Source organism: Ignicoccus sp., assembly GCF_056435145.1.
Map to the genome: position 1 here is coordinate 1 of NZ_JBWNMZ010000004.1, position 24,680 is coordinate 24,680.

The 24,680-nt window shown below is 54.6% G+C and carries 24 protein-coding genes; 11 read left to right on the forward strand and 13 right to left on the reverse strand.

The window, feature by feature from the left end:
• The coding region (locus AC1HCZ_RS01375) for a hypothetical protein (protein ID WP_479461756.1) at positions 1-372 on the reverse strand (372 nt) is incomplete at its 3' end.
• A gap of 79 nt (positions 373-451) precedes the next feature.
• Here AC1HCZ_RS01375 and AC1HCZ_RS01380 point away from each other — a divergent pair.
• Positions 452-1,000, forward strand: a complete 549-nt coding sequence (locus AC1HCZ_RS01380; RefSeq protein WP_479461757.1) for a methanogen output domain 1-containing protein — start codon at positions 452-454, stop codon at positions 998-1,000.
• Here the strand turns inward: AC1HCZ_RS01380 and AC1HCZ_RS01385 are convergent.
• Positions 977-1,711 carry a hypothetical protein gene (locus tag AC1HCZ_RS01385; RefSeq protein WP_479461758.1) on the reverse strand — a complete coding sequence of 245 codons (735 nt, stop codon included), beginning with the start codon at positions 1,709-1,711 and terminating at the stop codon, positions 977-979. The genes AC1HCZ_RS01380 and AC1HCZ_RS01385 overlap by 24 nt on opposite strands.
• A 42-nt stretch (positions 1,712-1,753) precedes the next feature.
• Between AC1HCZ_RS01385 and AC1HCZ_RS01390 the strand changes: the two genes are divergently transcribed.
• On the forward strand, positions 1,754-3,268 hold the full coding sequence (locus tag AC1HCZ_RS01390) for a PINc/VapC family ATPase (protein ID WP_479461759.1): 1,515 nt from the start codon (positions 1,754-1,756) through the stop codon (positions 3,266-3,268).
• 21 nt (positions 3,269-3,289) lie between these two features.
• Here the strand turns inward: AC1HCZ_RS01390 and AC1HCZ_RS01395 are convergent, their stop codons facing one another.
• The 3 genes from AC1HCZ_RS01395 to AC1HCZ_RS01405 are packed head-to-tail and all read right to left on the reverse strand — an operon-like array spanning position 3,290 to position 5,827.
• Complete coding sequence (locus tag AC1HCZ_RS01395) at positions 3,290-4,414, reverse strand: amidohydrolase family protein (RefSeq protein WP_479461760.1); 1,125 nt, start codon at positions 4,412-4,414, stop codon at positions 3,290-3,292.
• Positions 4,415-4,454: 40 nt separating this feature from the next.
• Positions 4,455-5,303, reverse strand: a complete 849-nt coding sequence (locus AC1HCZ_RS01400) for an alcohol dehydrogenase catalytic domain-containing protein (RefSeq protein WP_479461761.1) — start codon at positions 5,301-5,303, stop codon at positions 4,455-4,457.
• A complete protein-coding gene (locus AC1HCZ_RS01405) occupies positions 5,300-5,827 on the reverse strand; it encodes a LeuD/DmdB family oxidoreductase small subunit (protein ID WP_479461762.1) in 528 nt (175 codons plus the stop codon). Before AC1HCZ_RS01405 ends, AC1HCZ_RS01400 begins: the two co-directional genes overlap by 4 nt.
• A 94-nt stretch (positions 5,828-5,921) precedes the next feature.
• Between AC1HCZ_RS01405 and lysS the strand changes: the two genes are divergently transcribed.
• Entirely contained in the window at positions 5,922-7,355 is a 1,434-nt protein-coding gene (gene lysS, locus AC1HCZ_RS01410; RefSeq protein ID WP_479461763.1) for a homocitrate synthase, read from the forward strand.
• On the opposite strand, the gene AC1HCZ_RS01415 is transcribed toward lysS, so the two are convergent.
• Positions 7,336-7,950 carry a hypothetical protein gene (locus tag AC1HCZ_RS01415; protein WP_479461764.1) on the reverse strand — a complete coding sequence of 205 codons (615 nt, stop codon included), beginning with the start codon at positions 7,948-7,950 and terminating at the stop codon, positions 7,336-7,338. The two genes, lysS and AC1HCZ_RS01415, sit on opposite strands and share 20 nt — an antisense overlap.
• A gap of 101 nt (positions 7,951-8,051) precedes the next feature.
• On the opposite strand from AC1HCZ_RS01415, the gene AC1HCZ_RS01420 reads away from it, so the two are divergent.
• A complete protein-coding gene (locus AC1HCZ_RS01420; RefSeq protein WP_479461765.1) occupies positions 8,052-9,116 on the forward strand; it encodes an RNA ligase in 1,065 nt (354 codons plus the stop codon).
• Here the strand turns inward: AC1HCZ_RS01420 and purL are convergent.
• From purL to AC1HCZ_RS01435, 3 genes are read right to left on the reverse strand one after another with little or no spacing between them, the layout of a single operon-like run.
• Positions 9,108-11,249 (reverse strand): phosphoribosylformylglycinamidine synthase subunit PurL, encoded by a 2,142-nt coding sequence (purL, locus tag AC1HCZ_RS01425; protein WP_479461766.1) that lies wholly within the window; start codon positions 11,247-11,249, stop codon positions 9,108-9,110. The two genes, AC1HCZ_RS01420 and purL, sit on opposite strands and share 9 nt — an antisense overlap.
• A 40-nt stretch (positions 11,250-11,289) precedes the next feature.
• Entirely contained in the window at positions 11,290-12,147 is an 858-nt protein-coding gene (locus tag AC1HCZ_RS01430; RefSeq protein ID WP_479461767.1) for a TatD family hydrolase, read from the reverse strand.
• Positions 12,148-12,150: 3 nt separating this feature from the next.
• Positions 12,151-12,852 (reverse strand): metal-dependent hydrolase, encoded by a 702-nt coding sequence (locus tag AC1HCZ_RS01435; protein WP_479461768.1) that lies wholly within the window; start codon positions 12,850-12,852, stop codon positions 12,151-12,153.
• 152 nt (positions 12,853-13,004) lie between these two features.
• On the opposite strand from AC1HCZ_RS01435, the gene AC1HCZ_RS01440 reads away from it, so the two are divergent.
• From AC1HCZ_RS01440 to porB, 5 genes are all read left to right on the forward strand, one after another.
• Complete coding sequence (locus AC1HCZ_RS01440; RefSeq protein ID WP_479461769.1) at positions 13,005-16,829, forward strand: hypothetical protein; 3,825 nt, start codon at positions 13,005-13,007, stop codon at positions 16,827-16,829.
• A gap of 66 nt (positions 16,830-16,895) precedes the next feature.
• Entirely contained in the window at positions 16,896-17,450 is a 555-nt protein-coding gene (locus AC1HCZ_RS01445; protein WP_479461770.1) for a pyruvate ferredoxin oxidoreductase subunit gamma, read from the forward strand.
• Entirely contained in the window at positions 17,447-17,755 is a 309-nt protein-coding gene (locus AC1HCZ_RS01450) for a 4Fe-4S binding protein (protein WP_479461771.1), read from the forward strand. The genes AC1HCZ_RS01445 and AC1HCZ_RS01450 overlap by 4 nt, the downstream gene beginning before the upstream one ends.
• Positions 17,756-17,760: 5 nt before the next feature.
• Positions 17,761-18,942, forward strand: coding sequence for a ferredoxin oxidoreductase (locus tag AC1HCZ_RS01455; protein WP_479461772.1), 1,182 nt, complete (start codon positions 17,761-17,763; stop codon positions 18,940-18,942).
• Between the two features lie 57 nt (positions 18,943-18,999).
• Positions 19,000-19,968 (forward strand): pyruvate synthase subunit PorB, encoded by a 969-nt coding sequence (porB, locus tag AC1HCZ_RS01460; protein WP_479461773.1) that lies wholly within the window; start codon positions 19,000-19,002, stop codon positions 19,966-19,968.
• A gap of 2 nt (positions 19,969-19,970) precedes the next feature.
• Here porB and truD read toward each other — a convergent pair whose 3' ends face one another.
• The gene (truD, locus tag AC1HCZ_RS01465; RefSeq protein ID WP_479461774.1) at positions 19,971-21,014 is read right to left on the reverse strand and encodes a tRNA pseudouridine(13) synthase TruD; all 1,044 of its coding nucleotides are present in this window, start codon (positions 21,012-21,014) and stop codon (positions 19,971-19,973) included.
• Positions 21,011-21,322 carry a 50S ribosomal protein L14e gene (locus tag AC1HCZ_RS01470; RefSeq protein WP_479461775.1) on the reverse strand — a complete coding sequence of 104 codons (312 nt, stop codon included), beginning with the start codon at positions 21,320-21,322 and terminating at the stop codon, positions 21,011-21,013. Before AC1HCZ_RS01470 ends, truD begins: the two co-directional genes overlap by 4 nt.
• A gap of 49 nt (positions 21,323-21,371) precedes the next feature.
• Between AC1HCZ_RS01470 and AC1HCZ_RS01475 the strand changes: the two genes are divergently transcribed.
• The gene (locus AC1HCZ_RS01475) at positions 21,372-22,469 is read left to right on the forward strand and encodes a M50 family metallopeptidase (RefSeq protein WP_479461776.1); all 1,098 of its coding nucleotides are present in this window, start codon (positions 21,372-21,374) and stop codon (positions 22,467-22,469) included.
• Here the strand turns inward: AC1HCZ_RS01475 and AC1HCZ_RS01480 are convergent.
• A complete protein-coding gene (locus AC1HCZ_RS01480) occupies positions 22,461-23,396 on the reverse strand; it encodes a malate dehydrogenase (protein ID WP_479461777.1) in 936 nt (311 codons plus the stop codon). The genes AC1HCZ_RS01475 and AC1HCZ_RS01480 overlap by 9 nt on opposite strands.
• Before the next feature lie 178 nt (positions 23,397-23,574).
• Here AC1HCZ_RS01480 and AC1HCZ_RS01485 point away from each other — a divergent pair, with 178 nt between their 5' ends.
• Positions 23,575-24,204 (forward strand): hypothetical protein, encoded by a 630-nt coding sequence (locus AC1HCZ_RS01485; RefSeq protein ID WP_479461778.1) that lies wholly within the window; start codon positions 23,575-23,577, stop codon positions 24,202-24,204.
• 20 nt (positions 24,205-24,224) lie between these two features.
• On the opposite strand, the gene AC1HCZ_RS01490 is transcribed toward AC1HCZ_RS01485, so the two are convergent.
• Positions 24,225-24,680, reverse strand: a 456-nt coding sequence (locus AC1HCZ_RS01490; RefSeq protein ID WP_479461779.1) for an RsmD family RNA methyltransferase, incomplete at its 5' end; no start/stop codon positions are given.

Below are 24,680 nucleotides of genomic sequence, written 5' to 3' on the forward strand. Positions count from 1 at the left end.
TGGGGGTTCGCCTAGAGGGCGGGCCTTGACGACGACGTTGTAAGGGGAGGCGAACGCGCCTCTCCTTCTGTCGATGTAACCGAACATGAAATCAGTTATGTCGGTACAATAGGGCTCGACGCTGTTACACAGCTTTCTCATCTTCCCTATGAGCGAGTAGGACTGAGGTCCTCCCACGTAGCGCTCGCCCCTAAATGGCTTTCCGCTGGCGTCTCCGCTGGAGAACGGCGTGAGGTTGACAAATTTCATCTTGATGTATGTATTAGACTTAGTAATTTTTTCCTCTATCTTCTTAGCGAGGGAGACCGCCTCAAGGGCCTGCGAGACCAAGCCTTCTTTCCCACAAGAAAAGGTACCTTCCGGCCTTACCATCTTTTCGAGGTTTTTAAGATATAGGCACGTTGTCCCAGCTATAAACCGTGAGTCGGAGGGTAAGCATGGGTAACAGTCCTTGAGCCCGGAGGAGTTCGATAAAGAAACTATAGCAAAGGCCTTTGCGAACTTCGCAGAGAAGTTCATGTTTGATACCCTCCCCAAGAATTTAAGAAAGTACATAGGTGAGGGGGCCGCCACAGCGCTGATCTTCAACATTATCAAAGAAGGCGCAAAGGAGACTATGGGAGAGGAGCTGAAGAAGTTGATAAAAGTGGAAAGCTTGGAGGACGCTATGAAGGCTTGTTACTTACCCTATAAGTTAATAGGTATGGACTTCGAGTACGAGGAGTTCAAAGAAGGGGACGAGTACGTGTTCAAAGTCACTAAGTGCCCACACTTCAAGTACACCAAAGATATGCCGTTCGCTTGCGCCGCTTGTGCTGCGATAAAGGTAGGTATAATAGAGAGTCTCGAGGACAAGCCGGTACAAGTAATATTTAAGGGCAACAGGAGGCTCGGTAGCCGAGAGCCCGAGATTTTGATCGAGGTCACAAAGCACATGCCCTCGGGAGACCCCTTCTGTGAGTTCCGTTTGAAAGAACTACCTAAACAGAAGCAAGGTTAGGAGGGCGTAGTCCTCCCACCACTTCCCCCCTCTTAGAGCACACGTGGCCGCCAAGGCAGCCTCCGTCGGGGAACACCTCCCCGTCACCAGCTCTCTCAAGATATCCCTCACCAACGGAACCAGCGGGGGCTCGTAGTACAGCGCGTAAGCGTAGAGTGAGTACAACAGATTAACCGTTTTTGTGAAGTTCCCTCCCGGTAACCTCCTCACCAAGGTGTCAAAAGCGTAAAGCTCCCCCGGGGTCAAGTTAGAGGGAGCGCACGGGCCCGGGAGGGGCTTCACGCCTCTTACGAAGCGCTCGTATGTCCCTTTCAACACTAAAAAGCAGTAAAGGGCCCTGGCGTCGTCGTACTTCTCCAAGCACTTCAAGTATTCCTCCAGCCCCCTGGCCCCAGGGTAGGAAGAGACCATAACGTAGTACCACTGGCCGTACGTCCTCAGCTCTAGCAAGTCCTTCACCTTGGGGAGCCTCTTAGAGAGGGCGTCGACCAGTTCCTCAGCTAACCTCTTGGGATACTCCGGCGGCAACAACGTCCTCGACTCGTAACAGAAAGTTTTATTAGTTAAAGAGCTTAGCATCCACAAGGTAAGGTCGGTCGCCAACAAGCTCCCCTCCCTCAAAGAGTAGGAGATTGTGTGCTCCCTGCACTCCACGACCGGCAGAGGGGTTGTCAAGTTGGTTATTACGATGTAGAGCAGGGTTGTGTTCAAGCCTAAATCACCCCCCTTCGAAGCCCTACTCGGGTAGATCGAGTGGAGAAAGAGGTCTACGTCCCAGACCTCAACGCGGTCCAAAGGGGGCTGCTCACCCGGCTCGTAGAGCAAGGCCTCCTCTTCGGGACGTTGCTGATACCCTCTACCTTAATCAAGGAGATAGAGAAGCAAGCGCGGGAAGGCCTCGCCTCTGGGATGGCCGCGCTGGAGGAGCTCACCAAGCTCAGAGAGCTCGAGTTGCAGGGGCTGGTGAGTATAGAGGTGGTCGATGTTAAGGAAAGGGACGTGGACGACGCAGTTAGGAAGGTCGCTAAGGAGAAGAATGCCACGCTGGTCACCGGAGACAGGGTACACGCGCTCGTAGCAACGACTATGGGCATAGACGTCTTCTTCGCGGGCGAGTACAGGCCAGCGAAACTGAAGTTCGAGGAGTTCTTCGACGAAGACACAATGAGTATACACTTGAAGGAGGGCGACGTGCCCAAAGCGAAAAAGGGAAGGCCGGGAGAGTGGGAAATGGTCTCCCTCTCGAGCGATCCGCTGGACGCAGCCACTTTAGAGAACATGGCTCTCGAGATAATGGAGACCGCGAGGTCCCGGAGGGATGCTTACGTGGAAGTAGACAGGCCCGGCACTACTGTGGTCCAGCTCGGGAAGTACAGGATAGTGATCACCCGGCCTCCCCTCTCAGACGGCTGGGAGATAACCGCCGTCAGACCGATCGCGAAGTTGAGCTTGGAAGATTACGACTTGCCGGAGAAGTTGATAAGGAGGTTGGAGGACCGGGCGGAAGGAATACTCATAGCCGGCGCCCCCGGCGCGGGGAAGACTACCTTCGCCCAAGCGCTCACCGAATACTACGCAAGGAAGGGCAAGGTAGTTAAAACCATAGAGTCGCCCAGGGACATGGTCCTTCCTCCCAGCGTCACTCAGTACTCGAAGGAACACACGAGCGTGAAGGAGCTCTACGCAATACTCTTGCTCTCGAGGCCAGACTACACGATATTTGACGAGATGAGGACGGACGAGGACTTCAAGTTGTATATGGACCTCAGGATGGCCGGAATAGGCATGGTAGGCGTGGTCCACGCCACCACACCAATAGACGCGGTTCAGAGGCTCATAGGGAGGGTGGAGCTCGGAATGATACCAAGCATAGTGGATACTGTAATATTCATAGACAGCGGAAGCGTGGCCAAGGTGTACGAGCTCCAGATGACCGTCAAGCTCCCCACCGGGCTCCGGGAGGCAGACCTGGCGAGGCCGGTAGTAGAGGTGAGGGACTTCTTGAGCGGGGAGCTGGAGTACGAAATCTACACTTGGGGCGAACAGACCATGGTAGTACCGGTCAGGAAGGTCGCGAAGAGGGGCGAGGAGAAGATATTGGCCTACGTGTACAGAGTCCTCCCAGAGGCCACCTCGGTGGAGGTAAGGGATGGAGTAGTGGTGGTGACGGTGCCTAGGTGGGCCGGGAAAAACGTCCTCAAGAAGGCAAAGAAATTAAAGAAGCTGGAGGACCGCTTGGGAATGAAGATAAAGATCAAATACGAGTGAGGTCACCAAAGGCCAATACCCTCACCGCTCGGCCCGTCGGGCGCGATCATCCCCAAGGATTTCGTGGCCCGAGGTGTGGAGCCTTAACACCTCCTCGTCGGAGGGCGGCCTCCAAAGCATCTTGTAATATCTCTTTATCTCTTCAAACCTCCACGGCCCCACGGGGTGATCGCTGCCGCCGTAGACCTTGACTCCCGCCTCAAGCATGTCCTTGACTCTCATGAACTCCCTCCAGCGGTTCCCGAGAATCCTCTTGAACTCCTCGGCCCCCACCGCCTCCATAATGCCGGGCTGTACCGAGACCGGCACTCCCGCCTTGGCCAAAGGTTCCAGCTGGTCGTCTCTGACCAACGCGGCGTGCTCTACCCTCAAGACCCTTCTCGGAGAGCCGGCGAGCTTGAAGGCTTTTAGGACTACGTCCAACGCTTCGTCCCCCATCACGTGCACGGCCACTTGGAAGCCGTCTTCCTTCCCCTTCTTGAGCCACGCTACCAACTTCTCCAAGGGGACGTAGAGCTTCCCCCTGCCTTCCGTCATAGCAGTGCCATTGACTATCACGCCGTCCACGAAGAGCTTCACCCCGACCGCCCCGGGTATGGGGGCTTCTGTCCTCACGTAGTGATATACCTTGACGTCGTGGTTTATTTTGTTGACTATTTCCATTTCCAACCACCTCGACGTCATACTGTGAACCTCTACAACTCCTCCCTCCTTCAGTTCGTCTAAGACCGACTTGAAGGCTCTATACAGAAGCATTGTGTCCGGATCCGGCATCACGCGCCTCAGTTTCCTCATCGCGCCCTCGTAGAGCCTCCCGGTAGGCCTCCCGTCCTCGCACTCCGCGCCCTCGTCCTCACAGCTCACCTCTCCCAACATCAATGCCTTGGTGTTTGCAACAGCCATGTGACCGTCTCTGGTAGCTATAGAGACGGGTATGTCCGGGGAGACCTCATCTAAAGCGTACCTGTCCAACGACCTAGCCAGCTTCAAGGGTAAAAGCGTACCCACTACCCAACCCCTGTACGTGCCGCCCCTCTCGGCCTCCTCCCTAACCTTGTGGAGGACTTCCTCCACGGACTTGCAGTCCTTCAAATTTAGGTCTATCTTGGAGCGGGCGCTCCACGACAAGTGAAAGTGAACGTCCACAAACATCGTTCGCGCTTCCGGGCCCCCTTCCGGTAGGGCGTTACAAAGCATCCGGCCGTAGCAAGCTTCTCGAGAAAGAGGAAACGAGCGCCTCCTCCAAGTCGTTTGTCTCTTCCACAAGCTCCCTTAGGTACTTGGTGGGCAAGGAGGCGACCAGCCTCGCCCCCTCAGCCAAGTCCCCCGGGGTCAAGGTCACCACTTCGAGCCTCTTGCCGGCGAACACGTGTTTGGAGTAGTCCACGAGCGGGTGGAGGTAGATCGTTCCACCCTCCTTTACGCACATGGCCGCCGTGTCCAGCGCGCTGGCCTCCGGGACGGAGACCACTACCGCGTCCCACTCTTGGGTACACGCAGAGGCCGTAGTGGGGTAATAGTTCAAGTCGAGGCTTATCTCCCTCCCCCACGGGAGCAACGGGAGTTCCCAAGAGAGCTTATACGATGCCAAGACGTTTGTGAGGCCCGAGCCCACGAGCAACGTCTTCTTGTCGGAGGTAAGCTCAGCTATCTTGAGGGCCAAAGCCCCGGCCGAGGCGAGCGCCTTAGCGTAGTCAGGAACGTCCGGGGCCTCTACCAAGGAGTTCTTGGGCATCACAACGTACTCCGCAAGAGCCCCGTCCCTCGTAACTCCCAGTATTCCGTCGAAGTAGCTGTCTATCAAGACGTCCTTCCCTTCTTCCTCCTCAACCTCGACGCCGGCCTCCAGCACTTTCCCGAAGCCCTCCAGTCCCAGCACTCTCTCCGGCTCCACCCAGACGTTGCCCCTCTCCAACCCCCTCTCCAAAGGAGAGACTGAGGCCAGCTTCACCTTCACGAGGACGTGGTCCTTGGGGACGGGGGGAATAGGCGTCTCCTCGACGATTAAGTCCCCCCGGAACTTAACCGCCCTCATCTGCCCTCCACCGCCAGCCTCTTCTTGAGGTAGGGGACTAAGCCCCCGTTCTCCAAGATCTCCAACAAGCTTGAGGGGAGCTTGGGGACCTCAAACTCCTTCTTAAGTTCCCCCTCCTTGTTATAGACCCTTACCTTCCCGCCCTCTAAGTCCACCTCTACCTCGTCCCCTTCTTCAACGACCTCGCTTATTCCCTTAACTGCCACGGCCGGTAGGCCTTGGTTTATGCAGTTCCGGTAGAATATTCTGGCGAAGCTCTCGGCCACCACTGCCTTAACACCGGCCCCTTTCAAGGCCACCACCGCTTGTTCTCTAGAGCTTCCCATCCCAAAGTTCTTGCCCGCCACAACCACCACGCCGCCCAGCTCCTTGCTGCGTTGGTAGAAGTCCGGCATTATCGGCTCGAAGCAGTGTTTGCCTAAGGTCTCTGGGTCTGTATAGATCAAGTAGCGACCGGGAATTATGACGTCTGTGTCTATGTTGTCGCCCACCTTGACGGCTTTCGCCCTTATAGTTCCGGTCACTGCGCAATCCCGGCCGCGTTCTGGAAGGAGGTTATATAGCGTTACTGCAAAAAACTCTATTATTTCTTGCTAAGCGCACGTGCGGTAGCAAGCTTTGACGACGCCGTTCTCAGATGAGCTGAGAAAGTACAGGCCCGTCTTCGAACGGGTTAAGATACTTGACGCGACCTTGAGGGAGGGCGAGCAGACGCCCGGCGTCTCCTTCACCGTGGACCAAAAGTTGGAAATAGCGAAGAAGCTGGACGAAATAGGCGTCCACATGATAGAGGCCGGCCACCCCGCCGTGGCCCCCGACGTCTACGAAACCGTGAGGAGAATAGCGTGGATGAAGAGAGAGGGCGAAATAAGGGCCGAGGTGATCGCTCACAGCCGAGCAGTTAAGAGCGACATAGACAAGGCCGCGGAAACTGAGGCGGACAGGATAGCAATCTTCTACGGCGTCAGCGACATACACTTGAGCTCCAAACACAAGAAGACGAGGGAGGAGGCTCTCAGTATAATCGGCGAGATGGTTGAGTATGCCAAGAGCTACGGGGTAAAGGTAAGGTTCACCGCCGAGGACGCTTCTAGGGCTGACTTACAGTACTTAGAGCAAGTGGTCAAGACGGCAAGGGACGCCGGGGCTGACAGGGTGAGCCTGGCGGACACCGTAGGGGTTCTAACCCCGTGGACCGCTCAGAAGTTCTTTGAACACATGGTTAAGGCCGTCCCTAACGTTGAATATGACATTCACGCCCACAACGACTTGGGCATGGCGCTGGCCACAGCCTTCGGGGCGGTTATGGGAGGGGCCACAGCCGTGCACGTGACCGTGAACGGGCTTGGAGAGAGGGTAGGCATCGTCCCCCTCCAAGTCTTCGCGGTAGCCGTGAAGGTACACTTCGACGTAGAACTGGTCAAGCTGAGCGGCCTAATGGAGCTGACGAGGATGGTCGAACGGTACTCCGGAATAGAAGTTCCTTACAATATGCCCGTCGTGGGCGACTACGCTTTCTTGCACAAGGCGGGCGTTCACGTGGCCGGCATACTGGCCGACCCGAGGACTTACGAGGCGTTCCCACCAGAGATTATAGGGAGGAGCAGGGATTACGTCATAGACAAGTACACAGGAAAGAAAGCGGTGAAGGCAAAACTCGAGAAGCTCGGAATAAAGGTAGACGACGACACGTTAACAAAGATACTGGAGGAAATAAAGAAGAGCAACTTGAGGTTCCTAACCGATGACGCGTTGATAAGCATAGCCGAAAAGGTGAGCGGCAAGGTCCTTAGGCCCAAGGCAACGGAGAACGTAGAGGCTGTGGTATGGGTCAAAGTGGACAGCAACGCCTTCACGGGCTCGGTGGCCCGGAGGCTGAGCAACATAGAGGGTATTAAGGAGGTATCAGAAGTAACTGGGGACTACGACTTGCTAGTGAGGATAGAAGCCCCAGACCATAGGGTGTTGAACACGATCTTAGACACCGTTAGAGGTATGAAAGGTATAGTGGGTACGCACACCCAAATAATCCTCAAGAAGCTCGAGAGGTGAATTTCTCCTTTAATATCTCCTCTTTAGCCTTCTCCACGGCTAAGTCCAATGCTACCCTCTTTATTTCCTTCTCCAGCTCGGCAGCGCTTAGAGGTCCTACGTGTAGCAGCTTCCCTTCTACGACGTAGGCCGGCACTGCACTAGCGCCTAGGGATCTAAGCTCGTTTAGCCTTTTCCCAGAATCCACGTGAATTATCTCGATCTTTAAGTTTTTGTAACTTCCTACGAGGCATGCGACCTCTTTCAACGCTTTGTAACACGGTAAACCGGGATAGACATAGAGCTTGAGTTTCACCGAGTGGGGGAGCTCCTTCTGTCCTATTCCCTTCGAAAGCCCGTTCAATATCTCTAGAAAGCCCGGTACCAAGACGCCATTTAAGGAGCCGTAGAAGCTAACCTTACAGACGCCGTCCTTGTAAGCCTTTATGTAGGGTTCGTGGGTTTCGTCCTCCGGCTTTTTCCCCTCGACGAGCTTGACCCCCTTGACGTCCTTAAGATACTTCGCCTCCTCCAGTGGGAACGCCTCTATCACAACCTCGCCGCTCAACTCGGTTACTCTCCTTTTCAACCCGAGGAGTTCCAAAAGCGCTTCCAACCCTTCCAAGCCCCCACCTAACTTACTTACCAGTAGGTAAGGTTATTCAGCGTGGCCCCCACTCAACAGAGCTGCCGAGGGCTGGGCCCTAGGGTGTCGGCGTGGAGTACAAGGGAGCGAAGTACATACACCTCAAGAAGGGGAAATGGGGAAAGGGTTCGGTGATCATTTACTACAACGGAGACTTGGGCGTAGTCCCGGGCTACCCTTCGATACAGAGGCTCGTCTTACTATCAAAGGTCCCCCACTATTTCCCCGAAGGAGTCTCGGTTGAGGAAAAGATGAACGGATACAACGTCAGGGTAATCAAGGTTGGCGGAGAGCTCTTCGCCGTGACCAGAGGGGGCTACCTCTGTCCCTACACCAACGCCCGACTCAAGAGCCTGTACGGAGAGAAGCTGAGCTCTTTGCTGGACGAGCTCCCGCCCGGAAGCTTCGTGGCGGGCGAAGTTGTTGGGACCGAGAACCCCTACGTGAGGGTCGAGTATCCGGAAGCACCTAAATTCGACTACTTCATTTTTGATATCTTCGTAAAGGATGGAAATGACTGGAAACCGATGCCGGTGGAAGAGAGGCACGAGCTGGTCAAGAGGCACGGGCTGAGGAGCGTTAGGCTATTGGGCACCTTCCCGCCGGAGGAGTCTGTGAACAAGATAAAGGAGGTCGTGGACCGGTTCGACGTCGAGGGGAGGGAAGGAGTCGTCTTGAAAGACCCTCTGTATAAGAGGCCCCCGGCGAAGTACACCGGTTCCTTCACTAACATAGGCGACATAGAGCAAGGGATGAAGTACCCGTTCGACGAAGGGAAGGATTACTTATTCCCCAGGATAGTGAGAGAGATGTTCAAGGCCTTTGAGGAGGGGCTCGTCGGACGGGAGTTGGAAGAAAGAGCCCTCTGGCTGGGACGCGCCGTCTTGGTGCCGGCCGTGGAGGCGGTCAGAGCTGTGGCCGAGGGGAGGCCCTTACACGAGGACTTCGTGTTACGCTTTCCGTCGGAGGAGGACTTGAACGACTACTTGAACTACGCCAGACAGTTGGGCGTGAAGGTAACAGTGCTGGAGAAGTGGAAAGAGGGTGGTTGGACCGTAGTTAAGGTTAGAAAGTTCAAGCGGAGCCCCGACGTCATAGAGTCTATGTTGAGGACCGGGAGGACCCCATTAGACTAAGCGGGAAGCCATACCGTCTTCCAGCAGCTCCTCGAAGTCCTCTACGGAGACTACCTCCTTCCCGTTCAACGTAACCCTGAGCGACCCCCCGCCGACCGTGCCTACCGCGGAGCCTCCTGTGAGCCTCAACACATCTTCTACTGCCTCCGGCTTGACCGCCAGCAAGTACCTAGCCCCGCTCTCGGAGAACAAAGCTTCTGAGGGGGTTTTCCAAGGTCCTCTGACCTTGTCCAGCTCGAGGACGGCCCCCAGTCCCTTCGCGAGCTCCGCCACCGCCACTGCCAAGCCCCCAACGGACACGTCGTGGACCCCGGTGACCCCAGACAAATTTATCGCCTTGAGCACTTTCTCTGCCACCCTCACTTCGGCAGAGGGCCTCGGCACCGGGGGCTTGCCCCTCACGAGGCCGTGCACGCTCCACAAGAACTCGCTGCCCCCTAGTTCCGGGAACGTCTCGCCTACGAGCACCAGCACGTCCCCCTCCTCGGCACGGACCCTCTTGGCGTTGTAGACGTTCTCCACCTTACCTATCATGGTTATCATGACCGTTGGTTTTATCTGCTTGCCCGTTACCTCATCCTCGTTGTAAAAGCTCACCTTCCCCCCAACTATGGGGACGTCTACCTCCCTCTCCACCCACGCTAGGCCGTCTATCATCCTAACGAAGAACCAGAAGCGGTCGGGCCTTTCGGGGTTGCCGGCGTCCACTTGGTCCACCGCGGCCAGAGGCCTGGCCCCCGAAGCAACTACGTTCCGGTAAGCCTCCAAGAACACGTCTGCCGCCCCCCAGAGGGGGTCCAAGAACGTGTAGCGGGGGTTGGAGTCCGTAGTTACTGCTATCCCCTTAGGAGGATCTTCTAAGAGCCTCAGTACAGCCGCATCCCCCTCGCCCGGCTTCACTACGGTCCTTATCTGGACCTCGTAGTCGTACTGCTCATATATCCACCTCTTCGAGGCCACGTTAGGGGAGCTCAAAACCTTCCTCATCGCTTCATTCAAGTTGACCTCGGGCAGCGGGGGGAGGAGCTCCAGCTCGAGGTGCCACCTCGGCCTCTCGTAGGGCCTGTCGAGCTCCGGACCCTCCGCCAAGAACTTGGCCGGTAAGTCGGCTACCCTCTCGCCCTTGTAATATAGTACGACCCTCCCGGTGTCCGTAAACTCGCCTATGACGCTGTAAGGGACGTCGTACTTTTCCAATACCCTCTTAGCCCTCTCTAAGTTTTCAGGTCTAATTACTAACATCATCCTCTCTTGACTCTCTGAAACCACTATCTCCCACGCTTTCATGGGCTCGCGGAGGTGTAAGGCGTCCAGCCGCGCCTCCACCCCCAGACCGAAGCTCGCGGCCACCTCGCTGAGGGCCGTCGCTAACCCGCCGCCCCCCAAGTCCTTTACGAAGACTAGCAGCTTCTCGTCCCTCATTTCCAATATGGAATCAATTAGGAGTTTCTCCATGAGGGGGTCGGGGACTTGTATAGCCGCATACTCTTCCTCAACTCCCTCTTCTAAGTTCTTGGAAGCGAACGACGAACCCAACAAACCGTCCTTGCCCGTGTAGTTGCCAGCTATCACTATCAAGTCGCCCGGGCGGGGGGCGTCGTTTATGAGCTTGTCCTTGGGGCATATCCCGACGCAAGCGACCGAGACCATAGGGTTCCTGGTAAAGTCCGGGTCGAACCACGTCTCCCCTCCGACGGTAGGAATACCAACCCTGTTGCCGTAATCGGATATTCCCTTTACTACTCCCTTTACGTGCCACTTAACCAAGCTATCGTTTAAATCTCCAAATATTAGGTCGTCCAAGAGCGCTATAGGCTTGGCACCAGAGCTCAAGATATCCCTAATTATGCCTCCAACTCCCGTCGCAGCCCCGTTGTAGGGGTCTACGGCGGAGGGGTGGTTGTGACTCTCTATTCTGAACGCCACATACACGGAGCCGAAGTCGACTACCGCAGCGTCGCCCCCCTTGACGACCCAAGGGGAGTCCATCTTCAGCTTCCTCAAGTGCTTTTTAGAGCTCTTGTAGGAACAGTGCTCGCTCCACTGGGCCTCAAACATGGCGAGCTCTACTTCGTTTGGCTTCCTTCCCAAAGTATCTTCGATGAGCTTCAGCTCCTCCTCCGTGAGCGGCAAGGCGCGGCCCGTCAAGGCGGCTAGCGACGGGTTTAGACGGTTAGGGCGGGACCACGCCGAAGACCTTGACCACATTATCTACGTTGAGCTTCCATAAATACTCCTCGTCCACCTTGTTCTCCTGCAAGAGCTCCAGCTGGTTCTTAGCCATCTCCCACGGGTAGATCACTATTCCGGGCCTCTTGGGGTCGTCTATGTGGTCGCTCTCCACCATGTAGTTTGGAGGAAGCTTCACTGCCCTCTCCAAGCTCCCTTTCACCCCCGGCACGGTTGCCGTTAGGCCCTCCTCCACCGCAGCCGCCAGGCTCTTACCCCTCGCGTGGTGAACCACCACCTTGTGGGCGGGGACCGAGAGCTTTTCGAGCCTCTCTCTTATGTCGACTGCCGTGACCTTTCCCCCTTGCTCCAAATGCAAGTGTACCACTGCCCCGTAGTCCTTCGCTCTCTCGATAGCACTGTTCATTATCAACTCTGATATGACTATGGATACCGGTGTGGTCTTGTAGTGTTGTCTCCCTACCTCACCTATCCCGTCCAACGAGCCTTCCTTCAAGTACTTCTCTATTAAGTTCAACACCTTCAGTCCGAACTCCAAGACCTTCTCAGCTTCCATCATCCCCATGAGTTTGTCTACGTCGGCTGGGTGGAAGCCGAAGAGGGTCCTCACCCTCAATCCGCTTTCTTTGGCTCTCTCCGCCTCTTCCAAGGTTTTCTTTAGTGTTTTTTCGTAGCCCTCCAACGTCGGCTCGAAACCGTAGTGCCAGGGGCTTAGCCCCACGAGGGCGAGGAACCACCCTCCGGCCTCCTTGAACTTGGGCGCTATTCTAGACATACCTAAGCCCTTGATCGGGTTGGAGTGTGTATGAGCGTCGGCCACGGGCACCAAAGCCGCCTTCACCCTCTAAAACTCAAAGACGGCTGTTTCTCCGGGCTCCATGACTCTCACTTTAGCTAGTCCCGCTGACTCGACCCTCTCCTTGAACTCGTTGGGATCGGCCTTTATCGGCGGGAAGGTGTTGTAGTGCATTGGGACGACTATTTCCGGCCTCAAGAGCTTCGTGGCGAGCGTAGCTTGCTCTATGTCCATGGTATAGTGTCCTCCTATCGGCAAAAGCGCTACCTTCGGTGCGTAGAGCTCCCCTATGAACTGCATCTCGGCAAACAGTCCGGTGTCGCCGGCGTGGTAGACCAACGCCTTGCCGTCCTTGAATATTATCGCTCCCGTGGGCACGCCTTTGTCGTAACTGGAGTGGGTGGCCGGGGTGAGCGCTATCCCCAAGCCCGGGGCCACGTCGTCTAGCTTCGCCGGGCCGCCTATGTTGGCGCCTATCCCGTGGAACCCCTTCTGAGTTAAGTCCACGTATATCTCATGGATTGAGAAGAACTTGGCGCCGGTTTTCTTCATTATCTCTAAGGCATCCCCTATATGGTCCTCGTGGGCGTGCGTTAGGACGACTATATCCGTCTTATAGTTCTTTAAGTAGTCTTCGAGTGTAGTCTTCGAGAGCGGGTTAGTTATCCACGGATCTATGGCTATTCCCACCCCGTCAATTTCGACGTGGAAGGCTGAGTGGCCGAAGTAGGTCAGCTTAACCGTGGCCACGCCGCTGTCCCCACCGAGGGGTCGGGCCACAAGGATTTATGGATGGGGGTGCGGCGATGAGCGGTCGGATTTCGGCTGACGGGTGATGAGAACCCCGGCGCGAGCCGCTAATCCTTTTGAGACTTTCTGAGGGCCCCTCTTTGGGTACAAGAATGGAACGCGCACTGGCACTCATCATTATGATGGTGGTAAGCGCGACGGCCTTAGAAAACGTAACGCAAACCGCCCTAGCCCACGTAGTTCCTACAAACCCGGAGGAGCTGAAGTATACTTACGCCTCGTTGATGGCCTTGAGCATACAAAACTTTACATTCTCGAGGCCGTTCGTTGAACAATTGAGCAACAAGGTCGCCGAGCTCACGAACGTCTCCCTAAGGTTAGGTCTTTATAGAGAAGCCGCCTACGGCCTCTTAGACCTAGCTGTGCTCGGAAAAGGCTGCAAGGAGTTGAGCGACGGCATCAACAAGGTCCTTGAGGGCGGAGACCCGCTGGCCCGTTTGGTGGGGGTAAGGGCAGCTGAGGTGGCCGAGTGCCCTTACGCCTCCCAACTGGCCTCCTCAATAGTTAAGGAGGCCGGAGAGTTCGCCCTGAAAAGAGTTGGCATCAGCAACGAAGACGCCTTAGAGACTTACCACCACCTAATCGCTTTGGGGGTAGAGTCCCCGAGGTTGGACAAGTGGATTAGGAAATTGGCCGTGGCAGAGTACATGTTACTGTCTAAATTTGGAACCAAGGGCTGGAGGCTGGTACCCTCCCTAGCTCTGACCCCCGACGGGCTCGGCTGGCTGTACGACGATTTGGTCCAGAGGGGGTACCCCGAGTACAAGTACCTTAAGGCGTTGGTAAGGGAGTACTTCTCCCCGACGGCTCTGATAGGGCTGAGTTTGACGTACTCAATCAAGGTACAACCAATAATTAAGACGGTGAGCGTCTTATACTGTAACAAGCTCTTTACCGTTACAGTTACCACAATTACCACCCAGCCAATCACTTACACAACAACTGTCGTTTTGAATAGAACCTTGATTAGGCCCATAACATTGGAGAAATTCGTGCCCGTCGCCGTCCCGGTGACCGTTAGGATGGTCGGGGGGCTGGCGGCCGCCGGAGCGCCACTCCCGGAGGCCCCCCTCACGACCGTTACGACCGTAGCCCTCAAATACGACGGCATAACCTTAACCACTCCAGTTACACTAACCCTGAGAGTTCCCGTAGTCGATAAACTAGACACAGTAATAACTACGAGTACTCTGGTAATGAATAATATCACGTACACGCTGACGTACGGGATCGTTACCGCGCTTAAGACCGTTACCAGCACAATTGTCGAAACAGTAAGTATAACGCTCACTAAAACGGTCTTATCTTCAATTACCAAGACGGAAAAGTTAATAAGTACGGTGACGACCACTCTTATAAATACTATCTACAGAACGGTTACGTCGCTAGTACCTCTGGAAAGGACAATCGTCTCTACGCTAACCAGCTTTAAGACCGTTACCGAGACCACGTCGGTCCCGATAACCCTCACACTGACCAAATTCGTATCTAAGATAACTACGTTAACTTCTCTCGTCCCGATAACCCTCACAAAGTTGATGACCGTCAGTACAACTCTCTTGCGCGAACTTGTGGTAGGCGTAAGCAAGACCGTCTATGTCACGCTTACAACTACGTCAAGTATCAAGGTAACTGAAACTAGGTACGTTAACGTAACTGTAACCGTGACTAAGCCGGAGGTCTTGCCTACAACGCTGACCAAGCTCGTAACGCTCAAGGAGACCGTAGTGATCCCGGTGACCAGCGTGGTCACGAAAGCTCTGATTAACACTGTAACAAACGTGGTTACGACCACACTTAGGGAAGTCAAGCTGATTGCCGTAGTGACGACGACCACTACTACCATATTCGAGACATTGACCAAAGCTTTCACTAGCTTGATCACTACGACTTTGATCAAAGTGACCCCGGTCACGAGTCTCAAGCTGGTACCGGTTTACTCGACCACGACAATAACCGAAAGAGTGACAAAGATTAGCGTTCACAACGTAACGTCGACCGTAACCCTCGTAGAGACCCGCACCGTTGTCGAGAGGCTCCTCAAGACTCTCACCGCTACCGTCGTAGTTCCGATCAGAAACACAGAATTGGTCACGGAAACCCTCGTTCGTACTATAACTGAAACTTTGCCCAAAACTGTAATTATGCCAATAGTGTCATTCATAACTAATACTGTTGTCGTCACTAAGAGTGTCACAACAACCGAGGTTCTCGAGAGGCCTGTCTTCGTGACCGCCACCGTGTTCCGGACGAGGCCTTGTAACACTGTACTCCTCCCGGTCAGTAAGTACGTAACTTTTACGAAGACGCTGGTGGAGACGAGCCTACTGAGGACCACTATAACTTTTAAGACAACGTTGACGTCGCTGATATACGTAACAAAGACGCTAACTACCACAATAACTACAGAGTTGACAAGGTTAGTCGACGTCCTCAGCTATACCACCTTGAAGACTGTACTAACCTTAATAAGACCGGTAATCAAAGAATTAACACAAACTCTGTCCACAACAATAACTACGACTACCACCGAAACTAAGACCATCGTATCATTACTTACGACTACCAGCTTAGAGACCTTGACGTCCACGATCTACGAGCTCAAACCGGTCCCGATCGTGAGCACGGAAACCGTAACTAACGTCATAACATTGACTAAGATCTCGGAGAGGGTGAGCGTTACCACGAGGACAGCACTGATACCTATAAAAACGACCTTAATCAGCGAAATAACTAAGACCGAGCTGAGAATGGTACCAGCGCTAACTACCATAACCAAGACGACTACGACTACCGAAACCTTGACGGAGCTGAAGACGGTTAAGGTGGAGAAGCCACCCGTCACCTTAACTCTGACGAAGACGATACTGTTAACCGTTCCAAAAGTTAAATTCCTCACGACTGAGGTAGCAAATACGCTGACGGAGTTTATAACGGTTAAGAATTACGTCACGGTCACCACCGCCCTCACAGCCACCAAGCTGGAGGAGGTGCCAGTGACCTACCGCGTCACTACCGTACTGACGCTACCCTTAATAGAGAGCCCTAGGACGGCCGGAGTCGCGACTACCACGGTAACTAGTCTGATCCCCGTAGTACTAACGTCGATAGAGACCGTGATGCTATCGCTCCTACGGCCGGTGGAGGTAACGAGGACGCTCACGGTGAGCGAGTTCTTGATAGTAACAGGAGGGACGGGCACCCAGACCTTAACTAAGCTGACCGGTGTTCCTATAATAAAGCTGTTGACGTCAACAGTAACCACAACGATATTGAGGGTTATTTCCACTACCTTGACTACTACATTATCGCAAGTATTGATGTTAGTAAAGACTACGGCTTCCACAATTACAGTGACTAACCTCGTCCTCTTACCCGCGACTGTTACTCAGCGTCTGCTCGAAACCCTCTTGGTACCGCTCACTAAGACGTTAGTACACACTACTACTGTGGTGAAAACGGTAACTAGCTTCTCCACCTTAAAGACCACTATAACAACTACGCTCACGACCTACGCTACCCAGCTCCTCCGCGTCTTGCTGACCATAACTACGAGCGTTACCCTCACGGTCGGCACTACAGCGCTGGTGCCGCTGATCCGCTTGCTAACTATCACTACGACGATATTTCACACAATCACTACGGTGGAGTTAGTGCCGCTTAAAGTGACCACTACCTTGTTTAATACAGTTGCTATGCCGGTGTTCAAGACCTACTTCAAGACTCTAACCAACTACGTGACTTACTTACAGACGTACACTACTCTGACTACCGTCACCTTAACGCTCCAGCAAGTCTTGGTCAATACCGTCACTACTACAGTAACTAGTTTGATAACTTTGGTCAACAAGACCTTGGTAGAAGTCGTAAACGGAACCACCACGACCCTTTCGATACCGGTACTTATATACGGTTAATTTTGGTCTATACAACTTATACATGTTTAAAACCCCCGGAGCTGCTGGAGTATGGGTCCTCCCCAGATGTCACTCGTAGAAATCAGGTGGCACGGAAGGGGCGGTCAAGGGGCGGTGACTGCCTCCGAGATCGTTGCCAAAGCGGCAATAGCGGAGGGGAAGTACGCCCAAGCCTTCCCGTCCTTCGGGGTAGAGAGAAGGGGGGCCCCAGTAGAGGCCTTTACTAGAATAGATGAGAAACCGATATACATCCGGTCTAAGATATACGAACCCGACGTAATAGTTGTGTTAGATCCGTCCCTACTTGGCCCCAAGCTAGCCCAAGGCCTCAAAGAAGGTGGCATGGCCATCGTAAATACTGAGAGGAGCCCTGACGAGGTGAAGCAACTCTTGAATAGAAACGACGTAAAGGTAGCAGTCGTGAACGCTACAAAAATAGCCTTAGAGACGTTAAAGAGGCCTATAGTCAATACGGCAATACTTGGAGCGTTTTCCAAAGCCACCGGGCTGGTGAACTTGGATGTACTCTTGGAAGCGGTTAAGGAAAAGGTTCCTCCACGAACGGTCGAGGCCAACATGGAAGCGGTCAAGAAGGCCTACGAAGAGGTGATTATGGGATGATGGAGGAGAGGCTGCCCGGCTGGAAGGAGCTCCCGGAAGGGGCTGTGGTCAGGGACGCGGGCAACACAGAAACGATAGACGTGAGCGGCTGGAGGGTTTTCAAGCCAGTAATAATAGACGAGAAGTGCACTAGGTGCAGGCTCTGCTGGATCTATTGTCCGGACGGCGCCATAATAGAAGTTATAGACGAAAAGGCTAGGATGGGCAAAAGGTACGAGGTGGACTACATGCACTGTAAGGGGTGCGGGATCTGTTACGCAGAGTGTCCAGTTAACGCAATCGAGTGGGTCCCGGAGGAGAGGTGATGGCGATGGCTAGGCTGGCATTGACCACTAACTACGCTGTGGCGCACGCCGCTAAGGACTCTGACGTAGACGTGATAGCCGCCTATCCGATAACTCCTTCCACGCCTGCCGCCGAGAAGCTGGCAGAGTTCGTGGCGAACGGCGAGCTGGACGCGGAATACATACACGTGGAGTCCGAGCACTCCGCGGCCTCGGCGCTGGTGGGAGCCTCAGCTATGGGAGCGAGGAGCTTCACCGTAACAGCGAGTCAAGGTCTAGTATACATGACAGAAGTTCTGTACATAGCTTCCGGCCTGCGCTTGCCGATAGTGCTGGGCGTCGCTTCGAGGGCCCTAAGTGCCCCCTTGAGCATATGGGGCGACATGCACGACATAGCCGTACTGAGGGACGCGGGCATAGTAATCTACTTCGTCAGCTCGGCCCAAGAGGCGTACGACACGGTGATACAAGCCTTCAAAGTCGCAGAGGACCCAAGGGTTCACTTGCCAGCAATAGTGGACTACGACGGCTTCGTGCTGAGCCACGTGACCGAGCCCGTGGAGACTCTGGAGAGAGAGGAAGTGCTAAAGTATATACCTAAGAAAATAACGTGGAACACGCTGAACCCGAAGCATCCGATATCTATAGGGACCGTCGGTGACCCCGACTGGTATTACGAGTTCAAATATCAACAACAAGTAGCCATGGAGAACGCCTTAAAGGTGGCTGAGGAGGCGGACGCGGAGTTCGGCAAGGCCTTCGGGAGGAACTACGGGACGGTGGAACCCTTCATGATGGACGATGCGGAGGTGGCCTTGATCGCATACGGAGCCCACGCGGGGACGGCAAGGGCTGCCGTGGAGAGGGCAAGGAAAGAGGGCAAGAAAGTAGGCTTGATAAGGTTAAGGCTCTGGAGGCCCTTCCCGAGCCCCCACTTGAGGAAGCTATTAGAGAACGTCAGTGTAGTAGGGGTCTTGGACAGGGCGATGAGCCTGGGCGCGCCGCGTCAAGGGCCGGTGGCGTTGGACTTGATGGCCATGTACGCCAGCGACCCGCAGAACGCCCCGAGGATGGCGAGCTACACGATAGGTATAGGTCAGAGGGACGTGAGGGTAGAGGACATCTTGAGAATAATAGACCAACTGCTAGAGTTCACGAAAGGTAAGGAGGTGCCGCAGAGGACCGTTCCGATAGGCTTAAGAGAATAAACTTTTTTATTTGGAATTCCGAAATAGGATAGGTCCTTACGGTGGAGGTGGAGAGATATGGCGCTTAAGGAAGTAGGACCTATGCAAGAAATTAAGAATCACATGCAAATTCCGAGGGACGAGTACATAGCCGGTGGACACTCGGCTTGTCAAGGCTGTGGGCACTTCGTGATAATAAGACACTTGCTGAAGGCCTCTGGACCCAACACGGTGGTGGTTAACCCGACGGGTTGTGTAGAGGTGGTTACCACAGTCTTCCCTTACAGCTCTTGGAAGGTTCCATGGATTCACGTAGCCTTCGAGAACGGGGGAGCGGTGGCCTCCGGTGTGGAGGCCGCTATAAAGGCACTTCAGAGGAAAGGCGCGCTCCCCAAGGACGAGCAAATAAACGTAGTCGTCTTTGCCGGCGATGGAGGAACTGTCGACATAGGCTTGCAGTCCTTCTCTGGTATGCTGGAGAGGGGCCACAAGGTGGTATACGTCCTCTTAGACAACGAAGCCTACATGAACACCGGCATACAGAGGTCAGGTTCAACGCCATTCGGGGCGTGGACCACCACCACTCCCGTTGGGAAGAGGTGGAAGGGTGAATGGAGGGTTAGGAAGGACATGATCCAAATAGCTGTGGCCCACCACGTGTCGTACGCAGCCACGATAAACCCGGCCTACCCCGTTGATATGTACAACAAAATGGTAAAGGCGCTTAAAACCGAAGGACCGGCCTTCCTTCACGCGTACAGCCCTTGTCCTACGGGGTGGAGGTTCGACCCCTCCAAGACGATCGAAGTGGCGAGGCTAGCCGTGCTTACCGGCTACTGGGTGCTGTACGAGTACGACCACGGCCAGTACAAGGTCAACGTGCCAGTGCTTAAGAGAAAGCCCATCAGGGAGTTCATAAAGATCCAAGGGAGGTTCAGACACATGACAGAGGAACAGATAAAGAAGTTGCAAGAGATAGTTGACGAATACGTAGAGACCATAAACAAGCTCGTGGGCAAGACGGTGATAGGACCGGTGGCGGAGTGAGCTCAGACCGCGAAAGGATCCCTAACTATTTCCCTCAACAGCGATGTCGCGTAGTACCCCCTGGGTAACTTGAAGACCAGCGTCACCTTGCCCCTTCCTTGGGGGAAAGTCCTCACGTAAGTCTCGTAACAAGGCCTCCTGGAGACGGCCTTCAACCCGAACTTTTTGAACTGTTCCAGTGTAACTCCCTCCTCTTCTAGGAGCTCCTCATAACCGTCGGCCCCAGGTCCTGGGAGGAGATTGGGGCCTTCACACGGGTCCTCGAACTCTGACAACCTTTTGTTGTACAAGTAAGACTGGTAGGCGTGGAGGAAGAACTCTACCAACCCGCTCCTCTTCAAGGCCCTCTTTGGGGGCCTCCCCTTCAACAGCTCTAGGGCTACCCTCCTCTCCACGTCCATGAACTTGGGGGCCCTCAAGTAGGCGCGGGGCCCCTCCGAGTAGTACTCCAGCCTAACGCTCTTGGCTCTCTCTGACTCCCACGGGGTGGGCTCGCCCAAGAGGACGTCTACGGCCTCTTCCCACCTCTCCAAGAGTATCATCTTACCCACCACGTGAGAGATCGGCCTAGCGGTGCCGAATCGTTGGTAAGAGAAGTACCCCGGAACCTTTACTTTTCCTTCCAACGTAGAGGGTTCAGAGCATCGAAACTCGAGGTCTATTATGAAGGCGTTTCCCCACATGCGGTCCTTACGGACTGTACCCCTGCCCAAGGGGGTTAGGACGAGGCACCCCTTCCTCAACTTTAGATAAACGCCCTCGCTGGGCGAGTCGGAACCGATAAGTTGTAGCGTAACGCCGTGAGCGTCCTTGAGGCCCAAGTGATACCACTTACCGCCCAGACGCTTTCTTATCTCCCGGAGCGCGTGAATGGTGTCGATCCCTTCCTTAAGGAGGAGATATACGTAAAACGGGCCTGGGGATGGTTCGGAGAGCTCTATCACCCTGAACCCCTTGGGCCTGACAACCCTCCCTTCACACGCTTTCAAGTTGAGGAAATATTTGCTCATACCTACGTAGAAGTCGATAGGGTGAGGACGCTTCATAGGTAAGCTCCGAGGGACGGGGGGACCGGCAGCTCCGGTTTTACCTCTTCCTTCATGAACTCCTCCAAGCCGGCACGCCTTATCGCCTCCAGCACTTTGGCGTCGTCGGCACCCCTCTCGATCTCTACCTTTTTGTCCAAAGGTTCTAAGTGCTTTATATTCATCCTCCTCCTCTTAACGCCGTTGAGCTCCTTCGGGCCCGTTACGAGCACAAATTTGTCGTCTATCAAGTCCACTATGACACACTTCTTACCGGCCCTTCTGCCGGCTATTATTACGCAAACCCTACCGACCTCTATCGCCGGCATGTAACTTCGACCCCCGCGGCGCTAGCTTGCAAGGTCTTTAAGGGTTGTTGTGAGGCCTTTCGGGAGCCTCATGGCACTCGAGGCCTTAGCGCTCGTCGCACTTATAGCGACCTCAGTGATCCCCTACTTCTTAAATAAGTCAAACGAGAGGCTGCTGACTCCCTTCCCCGGCTTCGTAGCTGTGCGTTTCCCTGTAGAGGGCGCCCCAAACAAGGAAGAGTCTAAAGAAGAGTCTAAAGTGGTTGAGGCGTCCTTGGACTTAACCGTCGTAGTCACTGTAATATTGATGCTTATTGGATATACTTTGATGTTGAGGACGTTCGTCCCTAGGTCCCCCGCGAGGGGAGCGTTCGTCCCCCTGATACCGGGAGTCACTGTACCGGTGAGCTTGCTGGTCAGCTTGGTATGGATAATAGCGATTGCCGTTGTCTTACACGAGCTCTTCCACTATCTGGCGTGTGTATGGCAAGGGATAAGGGTGAAGAGTGCCGGAATAGGGTTGCTGTTCTTCCTCCCGATAGCTTTCGTGGAGCCGGACGAGACGAGCTTGATGAAGAGTTCGCCCAGGGCGAGGGCGCGGGTCTACTCTGCCGGACCCGCAGCCAACGGCGCGCTCGCAGCCTTGGCGCTTATCTTAATTATGATGTTAATAGAAAAGGGGATATACGTAGTAGGCGTGGAGGAGGGCAGCCCCGCAGCTCGCGCGGGGATAAAGAAAGGCGATGTGATAGTTGAAGTTAACGGTCAAAAGGTGAATAACTTGATAGACCTCAAAAGGGTAATATCTTCGGCAAAATTGTTGAAGGTTGTAGTGATGAGGGGGGAGGAGAGGGTAGAGCTGCTGGTAGACAAGGACTGGAGGAAGAGGATCGGGGTCTACGTGCTCCCTTGGGTGCCCAAGGGTCCCTTGAGGGGGTTTCCGCCGGAAGAGGTCGCGAATGTGGTACAAACGCTCTTCTGGGCCCACGGAGTCAACTTGGGCTTAGGAGTGGTAAACGCTTTGCCAATGTTCATAACGGACGGCGGAAAGCTGGTGTCTGAAATAAAAAGGATTAGGAGGTTATCGTCTGTAGCCGACGCGGTTCAGTTGATGACGACGATCTTATTCGTCTACGCGTTGGCCGGGTCCTTGAGGCCCCTAGCCTGAAACCGTATCCTCGTAGACTTTCTTTATAGCCTCCGCCGCCCTCTTAAGCCTCTCCCTCTCCTCGTCGTTGAGGAGCTGAGGGAGGGGAACTAGCTTCCCCGAGACCTTAGTTGGTACCGAAATCGCCACCCTCCCCACTCCGGGGACTTCTTGAACGACTGAGACCGGTATTATCCTACCCTCGTTGGCCAAGTGGGAGACCACTATCTCTTGGAATGTCGCCGCGGGGCCCCATATGGTCGCCCCCTGTTTGGCTATGATCGTCGCCGCGACCTCCTTCACGTACTCCTCTATCCTCGACCTGCTCAAGTTCAGCCCCTTCCCTTTTATATATTCTTCAATTGGCGCGCCCTTCACCGTAACGGTGCTCCACGCCACGAAGGCTTCTTCTCCGTGCTCGCCTACGACGTAGCCGTCTATGGCGGCTATCGGCTCGTTCAAGAGCTCGCTGACCGCGCTCCTAAACCTGTAGGTGTCCAAGCTAGTTCCAGTACCTATCACAGTACCCTTGTTCCCTATTACGTCGTTCAATATCATTGTCATAACGTCAACCGGATTTGTAATCACCATGTAAAAAGCTCCGGGGTTTCTGTCCCTGAGCTTCTCGCCTATATCGCTTATTATTTGAGCGTTGACCTTGGCTAAGTCCCTTCTACTCATATCAGCCTTCCTCGGCTTCCCGGCCGTTATCACTATTGCGTCGGCGTTCTCCACCTTGGAAACGTCGTCGTAAGCTTCCACTTGGATGCTCCTCCGGAAGACGGCGGCGGCGTGCTTGATGTCTTCCATCACTCCCTTACTGAGGCCGGGGACTGCGTCAACCAAGACCATCCTAGCGACGCCCGGCACTATGGCCATCGTATAGGCGAATGTGGCGCCCACCCTCCCGGTTCCTATAACAGCTACCTTGTACGGGACCCTTGCCAATTCGCTCGCCCAGAAGGGGAGGCCCGTGTCGGCTTATACAAATTTTACATGTATATACAAGGCCGGGTAGGGGTGTTCGACCCCTACCGGCTCCCGGCCTTCCTCGACCGCACAGCGGCGGCCTCGCGACCGGTCCATCCTGGGGGCGTGAAGCCTTCAAGGAGGGGCCAAAAAGGGGTTGCGGGCGCCGATGATGATTGGCGACGGCTCGACCGGTGAAGAGAGGATACCTCTCAGAGGCCCCTTCGTGGAGAGCTGGGTGAGGGGCGAGGGGGCGGCGGAACTCGTCAGGGCGTTCTACCTAGGGTGTTTGTGTGAAGGGTGCTCCCTCTGCCCACCTAGGCTCACAATAAAGGGCTGGAGGGGGGTGAAGAAGAGGGCTGTGATCTTCGCCTCGCCTAGCGAGAGGGAGGACTTCAGGGCGGCCGCGAGACACAAGTACGTGGACGGGATCTCCTTCGGCAAGAAGACTCTGAGGTACTTCGACGAGAGCCAAGCCAAACTGATGTTTCAGTACGGCAAGGTGGGGGAAGTGAGGGTCAGGGAGCTGCTTACTCACCCTAAGAGCTTGAACGACTTGAAGTACGCGATAAATTTGGCATTAAACAAGGAAGTCCCTATCACCTTTACTTGTGCCCCCGAAACCCCCTTGGAAGTCTGTCACCCCTTTCAAGTGGTCTCGTTAATAGAAATGTTGGGTTATCACGAAGAGGATGCCAAGGCCTTGTGGGGCCTTGGTTCGAACTTCTTAATCAGTTTGATGGAAGCTAAGTTGGGGATGAGGACGGTATTAAGAGGCGATGGATGAGCTGGAACCCACGCCCCGACTCATCCCAAGTACACGAACGCAGTCTTCAAGTAGTCTTCCAAGCCTGCCCGAACGCTGTGGTCGGGGGCGGAGCCCCTCAGCTCAAATATTCTGTAGTTTGGAGCGAGGGCTTGGTGTATGGCCCTCAAGAACGTATCCTTGTCCATGCTGCGCGAACAAGAGGAAAGGACGGCCAACTCTTCTATTACCGATCCAGCGCCGGAATAGGCCTTTACGTACCTAGCGTACCCGTCCTTGTAATCATCCATTAAAGCTGGCGGGTCCACGCTCCCAACGTCAAAGGACGTCCCCCTTTTCATGTTTCTCATAAAGAATTTCCAAGCGTCCCCCCTCACTATCTTCACCTTCCTCTCGTCAAAGTTGTTGATCTTCAAGTTCTCCCTCAGAACCTTAAGGGCCCAAGGGTCCTCGTCCACGAAGGTGACCTCCCTCGCCCCGGCCTTCAAGGCGTGGAG